This window comes from Sodalis sp. dw_96 (assembly GCF_018449575.1).
Lineage (GTDB): Bacteria > Pseudomonadota > Gammaproteobacteria > Enterobacterales > Enterobacteriaceae > Acerihabitans.
In genome coordinates this window covers 356,075-369,253 of record NZ_JAAVUT010000004.1, presented here as the reverse complement: position 1 = coordinate 369,253, position 13,179 = coordinate 356,075, and the positions used below count along the sequence as shown (strand labels likewise).

The following is a 13,179-nucleotide window of genomic DNA, read 5'->3' as shown; positions in this document are numbered from 1 at the left end:
GGGCCGCCGGCGGAGTCGGCTTGCCATACGATGAGTCATCGCGAAGGGACACTATTGCGACGAGAACGATGGTAAGATAACCCCGGCGGGTCGATGCCATCGTTCTCCAGGCGCTTTGACGCCATAAAGGCTAGATTGCATGGGCATCCACAGCTTATCCACAGGCTGGTCACAGGTTTAAACTGCGGCGCCATTCTGCTGAGTTTCAGGAATGGGGCGATCATTGCCGTATTGATATAAAACATACTGCTTTATCAGCTTGTTCAGTACCGGAGTGGAATTAATGCCATAACGTGCCGCTATGACACGGTAGTTTCCACCGGTACGGATGTCCGCCATGGCACGGTCCAAGTATTGTTCTTCCAGTGCGATGCGCGCGGTTGGGGCGATAACACCGAATCGCGCGGCGAGGGTGTGGCAATTTCCACCGATACCCAACGCGTTGCCGGCGATGGCATTAACGCAATTTAACTGCAGCTCGTCGAGACAAGCCATCATGGTGATGCCGTATTTCCCGGCAATGTCCCACCAATGCTGACCGGCATGGATTTCTTCCCGCACGTACTCGCTTTTGATCAGGCTCAGTTCAAGCATTTTCACTGCCGTTGGATGCGTGATCTGGTATTTATCGCGGATTTTACGGGCATTAAGGCGGCCTTCAGTTTTGGCGCCGAAAATATGTTCAATAGTGGATAATTCAAGCGTGAGCCGTGCGGCTACGGTCTTTAGGCTGAGCTTTTTGGCGATGTCATGACAGTCATTCCCATAGCGGATTTCCCGCTTCCCCCGGGTGTTTACCACGTGATTTTCCAAAGCGGCACGCACTTCATCGGTGATGATGCCATATTTGTCGGCAATCTGTTGGCAATCGCGCTTCATGTTGCATTTTCGCGCAATCAAACTCTCCAAAGAGCATTTTTCCAAGGCAATACGGGCATTTCGGGAAAATATTCCGTACTGGGAGGCTAACCGGTTACAGTCCATACCGTGACGGGCATTCGCCCCGGCCAGACCGCCGACGGCATGAATTTCCAATGCGCTCCGGGCGATATGGCTGGTTATTCCGTATTTTTTGGCCACGACGTCGCAGTGTTTACCGAACTGTACTTCCGCTTTGGCTATACCCATAACGGCATAGCCTTCAAGCAATGTGCGTCCTTCAGGCGTAACAATACCGTAGAGCGTGGCCAGATCATGACAGTTATACCCGGCATGCGCCATTCCCCAGAGCCGGTTACGAATGGAAATGTTCTCAATCAGGTTTCTTACGACCGGTGTAGATATGCCGTATTTTTCAGCCAGCATAAGGCAATTACCGCCGGACTGCGCTTCCGCTCCCATGTCGCCCTCCGCCGCATAGTGCTCCAGACATTCCCGCGCGGCGGCGGTAATAATCTCATATCGGTGCGCCAGGAAAACGCAGTTCCTGCCGCTTTGCGCTTCCATACCGATGGATTGTTTGACCCTATATTTTTCAAGCTGCTCGCGCCCTGAGGGGCTATAAATACCATATCGTTCGGCAATATCCCCACAGGTGGCCGTTTCGTTAATTTGGCTCCTATACACCTCGGTAAATATATATTGCTCCAGCAGCGCAGTGCTCTCCTTATCGTTGATACCGAATTTAGCAGCCACGTCACGGGCATTTTTCCCCGCCCATCCTCCCCTGCCCGCCATGGTATTAACGATAAGCCGTTCAAGTTCTTGCAGGCCGGATGGGCTGGTGACGGCGTACATCGCGGCAATATCCCGTAAGCCGCGTTCGGCGGTCACCTCTCCAGCCAGTAAGCGACAAAAGGACGTTGCGTCCTGGACAGCTCGCAGCTTATGAGCCAGATGCGGGGTACTTTCATAATGAAGCCTTGCCTCAGCGGCATAGAGCGCCATCGCGATGGGCCGATCCTCGGGTTTCATCTCGTAAACATGTCCGCCTAGACGTATCAGCGGCAGAGCACGCTGTTTTGCCGTCAATGCCTGTATTTTCGCCAGAGCCATATCGAAATCTCTGATTGAATTTACCCAGGACAAACTATCGCGAACGATACGGCCATAATTGATTTCCCGCGAGAAATAGACCTTCTGCTGGGGATTAAACACCGCCGTCAGGGGCACGATATCTTCGGGCCGGATATAGCCGATAATAAATTTCAGCACCAGTTCCGGCATATCCGTCAGCGTGGGCGCCACTGTCTTTGAAGATCCTGTGCGTTTACTGTCAAAGGCATCGTCACTGGTCTCTTTCGAGGGTCGCCTTAAGACACTATTGCGAAGCCGAGTCAGGGTGGACGATACGGGACTGACAGAATTCATTACTTCATTAACGCCGCTTAAAACATTTACAAAGGGAAAATTTCCGGATAAAGCCGGTGTGATGGGCAGCATTCCTCATTATCCTTAAATAAGATAGGATGAATAATTAGCGTTGCCATTACCCGTTCCTGGTAAAGATGCTTGGTATGGACGATATGGCTGTTAACGATGCCAAACGTTTATCGGCCGGGGGATAAATGGCAACCAGGAGATAAAACATCCTTTAAATAATTATCATCACTCAGTTAACCGGGGAATAAACCATCCAGGTAAAACCGCCGCCATGTTAACTTCGGTTTATATGGCATTTTACGATAGCGTTCCCTGAGGAGGAAATGCATTCTTTAATCGACCCCTAGCATCTCTTTTTTTTGCAGGAGAGGGGCGATAGCTTATTAGGTTTTCTCTTGGCATTATTTCATTGCCATGTTGATCTTGTTTAACGGCGCGTTCAGAAAGAAGATTTCCCGCAATTTTTTCCGGCTTCTGCTTGTTAAGATACCGTACCTATCGGCTATCCCACGCCAATCTTCAGTCTGAAGCAACGCTGCTCCTGCTGCATGTTTAATAGATAATTCTTCCATAGCAATACGAGATGTTTCATTGTGAAGATCAATATCATATAACTGACTAAGCTGAAAACAATTACCGCCAGCCTTGATTTTTATCGCAATATCGTCATATTCAGATAACCGCTTGCGGCCCGGCGGTGAGGTTATATTATATTTAACAGCGACATCATCCACACTTCCTCCCTTTAATACCTCAACTCCGGCCCGATAATCAACAAACTTGTGCTCCAATAACTCTAGAACACTGGACTCATAAATGCCGTATTTCTCGGCAATCTTCTCAGGGGAAAGGCTTTTTTGAACTTCCTCATTGGATAGCCTATTGAAAAGATGATGCTCGAGATCGTGCAGTAATGGCTCATCGGTGATACCATAACTGATGGCAACCCTGAGGCAATTATTTTCGGTCTCGAGCTGATGATAAATAAATTCACGAAAATTTTTAGTTAATTGATCGATATTGTTCTCACCATCCAGGATGTCGATTAAATCCCTGAGCGGCGGACATCGATGGCAATATAACCGCGCTAACGCTACATACTCGATAACGGCGGATCCTATATTATTCCGATCGGCGAAATTGAGAATGCCTCCAATGACCGCTTTCAACGCCACACACATATCTACCAGAGACATGTACTGTATTTCCCTAAGCGCAGCGCGAAAGTCTTCCGGTGTGCTTATCTTCTCCACTGTCTTCGAAATGAATTCCTGTAATTTAACTTTTTTGTCAATATATCCGTATGCACCCCTGTCTATATCGAGTGGCTCCGCCAAAGATGGGCGAACCGCGAGAGGAGTTGTCTGTTCGATAAGCCGCGGGATTTTCTCCGGTATGATACCCGTAAATATCATATTGGACTTAGGTTCCTGACCGCTATTGCTAACGGCTGAAAGGGCGGATATCCGCTTGTTGCCGCTATTATTAGCCTGAGTATCTTTTAAAAAATGATTCATATCTGAAACCGTTATATTCGGTGCTACCTGATCAGTTGGATTCATTTAGAGTGATCCTAAGTAATATCTATCTTGAATTATTTTTAAGAGATTAATGGCGCCAAGCCCGTATAGAAGACAGCGCTGGTCAGAAATTCGGTCGCGCCGGTATTATCGACCAAACGCTATATGACATTGATTGCCCGATGTTCGGGACAATGATTATAACCCAAGGTCAATTCAACCTAGCAGGCAAGCCGTTTCCTGTTTGATTACCGTTAAACATTGAGGAGAGGGGCGCGCCATCATCGCTATCAGCCCCAATATAGCGCCGGCTATTAGGGGTTAGAGCCGTGACTCCATCAAATAGGTCACGGTGAGAAAGGATTAAACATTATTCGGGCCGCTGTTACCGGGCGCAATAACGGCAAGATAGTTATTTTCCTTGGCTCATTCAGACGCCGGATACTCCTGAATCGTCACGTGCAAGGTCATTTTGGCGCCGTTGCGCATAATCACCACCGGGATCACAGAACCCGGCCTGATTTCCGCAACCTGATCCATTGTTTCAATAGCGGACACCGCCGCTTTGTTATTGACGCTCAATATTACGTCATTGATCTGAATACCGGCCTGCGCCGCCGGGCCGCCGGGGGTAACTTCATTCACTATAATGCCCTGGATGCGATCCATGTTGGCGTTGCTGGCATGCAACGGCGCCACTTCTCGCCCGCCAATGCCGATATAACCGCGAATCACCCTGCCGTCGCGGATCAGTTTATTCATGACCTTGGTGGCCAGAGCGGTGGGAATGGCAAAACCGATGCCTTCCGGGGTCTCGCCGTTATTGCTTTTATCGAATGACAAGGTATTGATGCCCACCAGTTCTCCCAGGGTGTTGATCAGCGCTCCGCCGGAGTTGCCTTGATTGATGGAGGCATCGGTCTGGAGAAAATTCTGCCGTCCGGACGGGCTGAGGCCGATACGGCCGGTGGCGCTGATAATGCCCTGAGTCACGGTCTGGCCCAGGTTATAGGGATTGCCGATGGCCAGCACCACATCGCCGATATGGGGCGCGCGGTCAGGGTTGATGGGGATGACCGGCAGGTTGTTGGCGTCGATTTTCAACACCGCCAGATCGGTCAGGCTATCTGAGCCCACCAGTAAAGCCTCATACACCCGGCCATCCTGCAGTGCCACGATAATCTGCTCGGCGTTATTGATCACATGCTTATTGGTAAGCACATAACCCTTCTGGTTCATGATAACCCCGGAGCCGAGGGTACGGATTTGCAGCTCGTTATGGGAATCGGTATTCATGCTGCGGTTATAGACATTTACCACAGCGGGAGCGCCGCGCCGGACCGCCGAATTGAAACTGATCGGCATTTCGTCATTGCCGCTGGAATGTCCACTTAGCAGCGCGCCGGTTGTTGAACGCAACCTAGGCACCGCAATCAGTAAAATGCCCGCTATGACAAAACCGAAAATAACCGCACGTATAAGCTTTACCAGCATGGGAACCGACTATCAATAATGGATGGGGGAAATAGCGGAAGGATAACATGAGTTAATCGGGCACCGCAGTGCCGGTACCCGATTTTTTGTCAAATCAACGCAATAACAGGAAAATACTCTCGTCGCCACGGATAATGTTCATGGCCATGACCGGCGGTTTGGTATCCAGCACCTTGCGTAACTGGACGATATTTTCAATTCGTTCACGGTTGATGCCGATAATCACATCGCCATTGTGCAGGCCAATTTGCGCGGCGGGGGAATCTTTCACCACATCATCCACCGCGACGCCCTTGGTGCCGTCTTTCAGATGACCGTCGCTTAATGACGCACCCTGCAGCGAAGGTGATAACACCTCGGCGCTGGTGGTACTGGAAGCGCTGTCATCTAATGTTACGGTGACATCCAGCGGTTTACCGCTGCGCAACAACCCTATCTTGACGGCTTTACCGGGTGCGGTGGTGCCGATCTTCACCCGCAGCTCGGCGAAACTGGTGATGGGTTTACCTTCAATGGAAACGATGATATCACCGGCCTTGATGCCGGCCTTGGCCGCGGCGGAGCCGGGCAAGACTTCACTGACGAACGCGCCGCGCTGTGCGTCGATATTGAAAGCCTTTGCCATGTCGGCGGTCATTTCGCTGCCCTTGATGCCGAGCAGGCCGCGTTTGACCGTACCGTACTCAATCAGCTGCTGGCTCAGGTTTTGCACCATGTTGCTGGGAATGGCGAAGCCGATGCCGATATTTCCGCCGCCGGGAGCCAGGATGGCGGTATTGATGCCGATAAGCTCGCCGTTAAGATTGATCAGCGCGCCGCCGGAGTTGCCGCGGTTGATAGAGGCATCGGTCTGGATGAAGTTTTCCAGCCCTTCCAGGTTCAGCCCGCTGCGGCCTAGTGCCGAGATGATACCGGAGGTGGCGGTTTGCCCCAGGCCGAAGGGGTTGCCTACCGCCACGGCGAAGTCCCCAACCCGCAACGCGTCGGAATCCGCCATTTTGATTTCGGTCAGGTTTGTCGGATTAGGCAGCTGCAGTAACGCCAAATCGGTCTGCTCATCGCGGCCCACCAATTTAGCATCGAATTCGCGGCCGTCATTCAACTGGACTTTGATTTTATCGGCGCCGTTGACCACATGGTTATTGGTAATGACATAACCTTTAGCGGCATTGATGATCACACCGGAACCCAGCCCTTCAAACGGACGGGTATCTCCCTGTTGCGGATCAACCGGCCCGTTGGGACCGAAGAAGTATTTGAATTCTTTCGGCAGGTTTTGCCGCTGTACCTGCTGGGTGCCCTCCACATGCACGCTGACCACCGCCGGCAGAACTTTTTCGAGCATGGGGGCCAGGCTTGGCATGGTTTGCCCCGGTACAGCGGCGGGGAGTGCCGCTTCGGCAGGAATAAAAGGAGTTAAACCGAGTCCGATACAAAGTGCCAGTGCGCTGATTATGGGGGTTTTCTTCATTAAGATATTAACTCGCTTGCTGTCTGTGGACGACGTCATTAATAAAGGATCCTAATAAAACGCCACGTAATGACTCTATGACCCTGTGGCCGTGGCGAAAGTTCAGTGACGCCGCTAAAGGTTGCGCCGGCGGAGCGGTGCGAACCTTTCCCGCCGACATCTGATAAATTATTTACGCGGTTCCCGCGTGGTGCGCAGCAAACCGGTGGCGCTCTCGGGATAATCCCGCGGCTGCATGCCAGGGGGAACCTGATCGTTATCGGCTTCCGCCTCGGTCAAACGATAATGGAAAGGGTTGCTTTCTCCGGGCAGGTTCGGCAGCAGGCTATCGGAGCCTTTGGCCATATGCTGATAAAGCTGGCGATAATCGTGCGCCATATTATCCAGCAACTCCGCGCTTCGGGCAAAATGGCCGGTCAATTCCTGCCGGTATTCTTCCAGTTCCGCTTTGCTTTTTTCAAGTTCATGCTGCAATGTCTGCTGCTGACGTAGTTTACGGTTACCGAACCGCATTCCGACCGCACCGATGATGATACCTGCGACTAATCCTATCAGCGCATATTCCCAGGTCATAATGACTCCTATATTTGACTTCGTTGTCCCGTAGGGTTTTTCAGACTCTATGGCACCCACTATAACCGTTTACCCGGCCGGAGTGGAACCCGTTAGCATGATGTCCGTCAAAGGGCGATTGTTTGTTGCCGGGTTGTGTTCCGCCGCAGGGCTGTTTAGGATGTCTCAGGCAGGAAAATGCGTATATCCATCATCTTTCAAGTTGCAACTGCGTTGGCTGCGTCCGCTCACCCCAGTCACGTAGTTATGGAAGGCTATCTAAGCTCTTAGGGATTATGACCCTCATCCCTGAGGTTCACCCTGCGGGCCAGCGCACGCGCTGTTCAAATCTGTTCCAGACAGATTTGTCACGGGCTTGCCGCCTTGCTGCCTTGCTGCAACTCGAAAGCTCTTGGGTATACAAATTATGTCATTAGCCGGGAACATCCTTCATCATGCAAGACATATCGCCATTGTTCCTTTATCAGCATATGCTGGCGGAAGGGGAGTATCAGGCCGATGCTATTCAGGCCGAGGCCATCGGTAAGCTGGATCAACTGCACCGCCAATTGCTGGCGCGCCGCGCCGAGACACCGGCGGATGCCGGCGGTATTTTCGGACGCCTGGGCAAGAAATTATTGGGTAAGCCCGCCGCCGGCGCAGCGCCGGTGCGGGGATTGTATATGTGGGGCGGGGTGGGGCGCGGCAAAACCTGGCTGATGGATTTGTTTTATCAAAGCCTGCCGGAAGAGCGCAAACTGCGCCTGCATTTTCACCGGTTTATGCTGCGGGTCCATGAAGAGCTGGTTGCCCTGCAAGGACGCGAGAATCCCCTGGAGACCGTTGCCGACGGTTTCAAAGCGCAAACCGACATACTTTGCTTTGATGAATTTCATGTCTCGGACATTACCGATGCCATGCTGCTGGGCACGCTGATGCAGGCGCTGTTCGTCCGGGGCATTACCCTGGTGGCCACCTCCAATATACCGCCGGACGATTTATACCGTAATGGTTTGCAGCGTTCGCGTTTTCTGCCGGCCATTGAACTGATTAAACGCCACTGCGAAGTCATGAATGTAGACGCCGGTATCGATTACCGGCTGCGCACGCTCACCCAGGCCAATCTTTACCTGACGCCCAACGACTCGCGAGCCGCCGACGCCATGGCCCGGATATTCACCCGGCTGGCGGGCAAAGGTTCCGGCAATGCGCCGGTGCTCCAGGTCAATCATCGCCCGCTGCCCACCCTTGGCGCCGAGGGGGGCGTGGTGGCCCTGGATTTCGACACCCTTTGCGCCGGCCCCCGCAGCCAAAATGACTATATCGTCTTCTCTCGCCTCTACCACAGCGTATTACTGCACAATGTACACGCCATGGGCCCCACGGAGGAGAACACCGCCCGACGCTTTATCGCCCTGGTGGATGAATTTTACGAGCGCCGGGTCAAGCTGGTGATGGCCGCCGATGTTCCGATGGCGGACCTGTACCGGGGAGATCTGCTGAAGTTCGAATTCCGCCGCTGCCTCTCCCGCCTGCGGGAAATGCAGAGCGAAGAGTACCTGGCGGAGCCGCATCAGCCCTGAGCGCCCAATGCCACGGAAGGCCCGCGATCGCCGGAGTTTAAACCGGGCGTGTTAAAGGGAGAGCCTGCCAATGGGGTCGAAGCGGCCATTGTCGGCCGCGGAGCGCCCCATGGCAGGGTAGGCCCGCGATCACCGATCGTGCAACGAGCGCGTCAAAGGGAGCGCGCGCCACGCGCCGTAAATAGTAGTCGACCTTTGCCCAGGACTTCTCTATAATCTTGCGACCCCACGTTACAAGAAGTTTTTTTCCCGAAAACTTCGATCGCGCCAGCAACGGCTACTCGAAGGGGTGGGTTTGCTGGACTAGATAGCCGTGTGAGCCTCATAACTCTTAACGTTTGGGTGTTCACCAACGTGTAACTTAAATTGGGTAAGCTTTTAATGAAAACATTTACAGCAAAACCAGAAACCGTTAAACGCGACTGGTATGTTGTCGACGCCAGCGGTAAAACCCTGGGTCGTCTTGCAACCGAACTGGCTAGTCGCCTGCGCGGGAAGCATAAACCGGAATTTACGCCGCATGTTGATACCGGTGATTACATTATTGTGTTGAACGCCGAAAAAGTTGCCGTCACCGGCAAAAAGCGTACCGACAAGATTTATTATCACCATACCGGTTTCATCGGCGGTATCAAAGAAACGACCTTTGAAGAGATGATTGCCCGCCATCCTGAGCGTGTGATTGAAATCGCGGTTAAAGGCATGCTGCCAAAAGGCCCGCTGGGTCGTGCAATGTACCGTAAACTGAAAGTTTACGCGGGCAACGAGCACAACCACGCGGCTCAGCAACCGCAAGTTCTGGACATTTAATCGGGATTATAGGCAATGGCTGAAAATCAATACTACGGCACTGGTCGCCGCAAAAGCTCTTCCGCACGGGTCTTCATCAAACCGGGTCGCGGTAATATCGTTATCAACCAGCGTAGCCTGGATCAATACTTCGGTCGTGAAACTGCCCGCATGGTGGTTCGTCAACCGTTGGAACTGATCGGCGTGGTTGAAAAGTTCGATCTGTTCATCACCGTTTCCGGTGGTGGTATTTCCGGTCAGGCCGGTGCTATCCGTCACGGTATCACCCGTGCACTGATGCAATATGACGAATCCCTGCGCGGCGAGTTGCGCAAAGCAGGTTTCGTTACCCGTGATGCCCGTAAAGTTGAACGTAAGAAAGTCGGCCTGCGTAAAGCACGTCGCCGTCCGCAGTTCTCCAAGCGTTAATTTCCGGCCGTTTTTATGGCCACCGAAGCCCGGCGTTGTCCGGGCTTTATTATTTCTCAAACGTTGATTTGCCTTCAAATCTCTGATTGCGTCCATTTATTCAACATGAATTGCCCTCTCCATCCCCCTAAACACGCAAAAATCTGGTAAACTGTTCCACACTTTTATGCCTGTTTTTACTTGGCCGATGTTTTGTCATGATGCTGCAATCAGGGTTGGTTGCGGGCACGCCGGTTAAGTAACGATGGGTATCGATGAAACAATTCAGGATAGTAGCCGGGTTGTATGGCTATTCGCGGTATTTTCTAGATAAACTTGGAGGTTTTCATGGCTGTCGCTGCCAACAAACGTTCGGTGATGACGCTGTTTTCCGGCCCGACCGACATTTTTAGCCATCAAGTACGTATCGTACTGGCGGAAAAAGGTGTCAGTGTCGAAATTGAGCAGGTAGAAATGGATAATCTGCCCCAGGACCTGATTGACCTCAACCCTTACCGCACCGTACCGACTTTGGTCGATCGCGAACTGACCCTGTATGAATCGCGGATCATCATGGAATATCTGGATGAGCGTTTTCCCCATCCGCCCTTGATGCCCGTTTATCCGGTGGCTCGCGGCACCAGTCGTTTGATGATGCATCGCATTGAAAGCGATTGGTATTCCCTGATGCGTAAAATCGAACAAGGCAACGCTCAGGAAGCGGAGAGCGCACGTCGTCAACTGCGCGAAGAGCTGCTGGCGGTGGCCCCTGTATTCAACGAGGCGCCCTATTTTATGAGTGAAGAGTTCAGCCTGGTGGATTGCTACCTGGCCCCGCTGCTGTGGCGTTTGCCGCAAATGGGTATCGAACTGGCGGGTGCCGGCGCCAAAGAGTTGAAAGGCTATATGACGCGGGTATTCGAACGCGACGCCTTTCTGGCCTCCCTCACTGAAGCCGAGCGCGAAATGCGCCTGCAAACCCGGGGTTAGCGGTATGGAAGTCTCCCAACTTTCCCCACGTCGCCCCTATCTGCTGCGGGCCTTCTATGATTGGCTGCTGGATAACGAGCTGACGCCGCATGTGGTGGTGGATGTTACCGTTGACGGCGTTTCTGTGCCGATGGAATTTGCCCGTGACGGTCAAATTGTGCTGAATATCGCGCCGCGCGCGGTAGCTTCGCTGGAAATGACCAACGATGTGGTGAGTTTCAATGCGCGCTTCGGCGGCATACCGCGCCAGGTCAGCGTGCCCATGGCGGCGGTACTGGCGATTTACGCCCGTGAAAACGGCGCCGGCACCATGTTTGAGCCGGAAGTCGGTTATGAACAATACAGCGCTGAAGAGGGCGCCTCGGCCCCGGATAACAGCCCGGAAACGATCATGTCCATTATCGACGGCGATCGCCCCGATAATAGCCAGGACGATACCCGTCCGGACGATGATGAACCGCCCACTCCGCCCCGCGGTGGCCGTCCGTCATTACGCGTGGTTAAATAGTTATAGCGCGCGTCATTGCGCGCGTGGTGGCATAAGCGTTTGACGCACGTAATGACAGGTCATTGAACAAACGTTTAGCACAGATATTCCCGCCCGTTCGGGCGGGACAATAAGGCTCAAACCTCGAGATAATTCATGATGCCGTCGGCGGCCTTGCGGCCTTCGGCAATCGCCGTGACCACCAGATCGGAACCCCGTACCGCATCGCCGCCGGCAAAGATTTTCGGATTGCTGGTCTGGAAGGCGGATTCGCTCTCTTCCGGCGCAATAATCCGCCCCTGTCCGTCGAGCTCCACGCTGAAATCCGCCAGCCAGGACATAGAGTGCGGGCGAAAACCAAACGCCAGTACGACCGTATCCGCCGCCAGCACATGCTCCGAACCGGCGATGATTTCCGCACGGCGCCGGCCATGGGCATCGGGCTCGCCCATTTCGGTACGCACCATTTTGACGCCGCATACCTGCCCGGCGCCGTCGATTTCAATGCTCACCGGCTGCAGATTGAACATAAATTCAACCCCTTCCTCGCGGGAGTTCTTCACCTCGCGGCGAGAACCGGGCATATTGGCCTCATCGCGGCGGTAAGCGCAGATCACGCTGGATGCGCCCTGGCGGATAGCGGTCCGCACGCAGTCCATGGCGGTATCGCCGCCGCCGAGCACCACCACCCGCTTGCCTTCCATGGAAACATAAGGTGCGGCGGGGGGATTTTCAAAGCCCATCAGCCGTTTGGTATTGGCTATCAAAAACGGCAGCGCGTCCACCACGCCGGGAGCATCTTCATTCTCCAGGCCGCCTCGCATGGATTGATAGGTGCCGACGCCGAGGAATACCGCGTCGAATTCACCCAGCAAATCGCTTAGCATAATATCTTGGCCAATCTCGGTATTCAGACGAAACTCGATACCCATTTCGCTGAAAATTTCCCGCCGCTTGATCATCACCTCTTTTTCCAGCTTGAACGACGGAATACCGAAGGTCAGCAAGCCGCCGATTTCCGGATGACGATCGAACACCACCGCCTGCACGCCGTTGCGGATCAAAACATCAGCGCAGGCAAGACCCGCGGGACCGGCGCCGATAATCGCCACCCGCTTGCCGGTGGACGCCACGTCGCCGACGCTGGGCTTCCAGCCCATCTCAATGGCTTTATCGTTGATGTAACGTTCGATATTGCCGATGGTGACGGCGCCGAACTCATCATTCAAGGTACAGGACCCTTCACACAGGCGATCCTGGGGACACACGCGACCGCACACCTCCGGCAGGCTGTTGGTCTGGTGCGACAGCTCCGCCGCTTCGATAATCCGACCTTCGTTAGCCAGCTTCAGCCAGTTCGGAATATAATTATGAACCGGGCACTTCCATTCGCAATAAGGGTTGCCGCAGGAGATGCACCGATCCGCCTGCGCTTTGGTCTGCGAGTCGGAGAAGGGTTCGTAGATTTCCACAAACTCAATTTTTCGAATCTTCAGCGGCTTTTTCGGCGGATCAACACGCTGCAAGTCGATAAATTGATAAACATTTTGACTCATTATTAAC

11 protein-coding genes are annotated in these 13,179 nt (G+C 53.2%); 5 read left to right on the top strand and 6 right to left on the bottom strand.

Annotated features, from left to right (window positions below):
- Window positions 1-177: 177 nt before the first annotated feature.
- The 5 genes from HB631_RS09375 to zapG all read right to left on the bottom strand — a co-directional run bounded on the left by HB631_RS09375 (window position 178) and on the right by zapG (window position 7,380).
- Window positions 178-2,187, bottom strand: coding sequence for a hypothetical protein (locus tag HB631_RS09375; RefSeq protein WP_213990871.1), 2,010 nt, complete (start codon window positions 2,185-2,187; stop codon window positions 178-180).
- A gap of 536 nt (window positions 2,188-2,723) precedes the next feature.
- Window positions 2,724-3,884: a hypothetical protein gene (locus tag HB631_RS09370; RefSeq protein ID WP_213990870.1), complete on the bottom strand. Its 1,161-nt coding sequence runs from the start codon at window positions 3,882-3,884 to the stop codon at window positions 2,724-2,726.
- Between the two features lie 384 nt (window positions 3,885-4,268).
- Window positions 4,269-5,336, bottom strand: a complete 1,068-nt coding sequence (gene degS / locus HB631_RS09365; RefSeq protein ID WP_213990869.1) for an outer membrane-stress sensor serine endopeptidase DegS — start codon at window positions 5,334-5,336, stop codon at window positions 4,269-4,271.
- A 94-nt stretch (window positions 5,337-5,430) separates the two neighbouring features.
- Window positions 5,431-6,807, bottom strand: a complete 1,377-nt coding sequence (gene degQ / locus HB631_RS09360) for a serine endoprotease DegQ (RefSeq protein ID WP_213990868.1) — start codon at window positions 6,805-6,807, stop codon at window positions 5,431-5,433.
- 168 nt (window positions 6,808-6,975) lie between these two features.
- Window positions 6,976-7,380, bottom strand: a complete 405-nt coding sequence (gene zapG, locus HB631_RS09355; protein ID WP_213990867.1) for a Z-ring associated protein ZapG — start codon at window positions 7,378-7,380, stop codon at window positions 6,976-6,978.
- A gap of 434 nt (window positions 7,381-7,814) precedes the next feature.
- On the opposite strand from zapG, the gene zapE reads away from it, so the two are divergent.
- The 5 genes from zapE to sspB all read left to right on the top strand — a co-directional run bounded on the left by zapE (window position 7,815) and on the right by sspB (window position 11,637).
- The gene (zapE, locus tag HB631_RS09350; RefSeq protein ID WP_213990866.1) at window positions 7,815-8,942 is read left to right on the top strand and encodes a cell division protein ZapE; all 1,128 of its coding nucleotides are present in this window, start codon (window positions 7,815-7,817) and stop codon (window positions 8,940-8,942) included.
- A 381-nt stretch (window positions 8,943-9,323) separates the two neighbouring features.
- Complete coding sequence (rplM, locus tag HB631_RS09345; protein ID WP_213990865.1) at window positions 9,324-9,752, top strand: 50S ribosomal protein L13; 429 nt, start codon at window positions 9,324-9,326, stop codon at window positions 9,750-9,752.
- Window positions 9,753-9,767: 15 nt separating this feature from the next.
- Entirely contained in the window at window positions 9,768-10,160 is a 393-nt protein-coding gene (gene rpsI / locus HB631_RS09340) for a 30S ribosomal protein S9 (RefSeq protein ID WP_213990864.1), read from the top strand.
- A 327-nt stretch (window positions 10,161-10,487) separates the two neighbouring features.
- Entirely contained in the window at window positions 10,488-11,129 is a 642-nt protein-coding gene (gene sspA / locus HB631_RS09335) for a stringent starvation protein SspA (RefSeq protein ID WP_132923553.1), read from the top strand.
- 4 nt (window positions 11,130-11,133) lie between these two features.
- Entirely contained in the window at window positions 11,134-11,637 is a 504-nt protein-coding gene (sspB, locus tag HB631_RS09330; RefSeq protein WP_213990863.1) for a ClpXP protease specificity-enhancing factor, read from the top strand.
- A gap of 116 nt (window positions 11,638-11,753) precedes the next feature.
- Here the strand turns inward: sspB and HB631_RS09325 are convergent, their stop codons facing one another.
- A complete protein-coding gene (locus HB631_RS09325; RefSeq protein ID WP_213990862.1) occupies window positions 11,754-13,172 on the bottom strand; it encodes a glutamate synthase small subunit in 1,419 nt (472 codons plus the stop codon).
- Window positions 13,173-13,179 lie beyond the last annotated feature (7 nt).

Coding starts and splice junctions, on each gene's coding strand:
- sspB (WP_213990863.1), top strand. CDS start 11,134: ATGGAAGTCTCCCAACTTTCCCCACGTCGCCCCTATCTGCTGCGGGCC.
- rplM (WP_213990865.1), top strand. CDS start 9,324: ATGAAAACATTTACAGCAAAACCAGAAACCGTTAAACGCGACTGGTAT.
- sspA (WP_132923553.1), top strand. CDS start 10,488: ATGGCTGTCGCTGCCAACAAACGTTCGGTGATGACGCTGTTTTCCGGC.
- HB631_RS09370 (WP_213990870.1), bottom strand. CDS start 3,884: ATGAATCCAACTGATCAGGTAGCACCGAATATAACGGTTTCAGATATG.
- zapG (WP_213990867.1), bottom strand. CDS start 7,380: ATGACCTGGGAATATGCGCTGATAGGATTAGTCGCAGGTATCATCATC.
- degQ (WP_213990868.1), bottom strand. CDS start 6,807: ATGAAGAAAACCCCCATAATCAGCGCACTGGCACTTTGTATCGGACTC.
- degS (WP_213990869.1), bottom strand. CDS start 5,336: ATGCTGGTAAAGCTTATACGTGCGGTTATTTTCGGTTTTGTCATAGCG.
- zapE (WP_213990866.1), top strand. CDS start 7,815: ATGCAAGACATATCGCCATTGTTCCTTTATCAGCATATGCTGGCGGAA.
- HB631_RS09325 (WP_213990862.1), bottom strand. CDS start 13,172: ATGAGTCAAAATGTTTATCAATTTATCGACTTGCAGCGTGTTGATCCG.
- rpsI (WP_213990864.1), top strand. CDS start 9,768: ATGGCTGAAAATCAATACTACGGCACTGGTCGCCGCAAAAGCTCTTCC.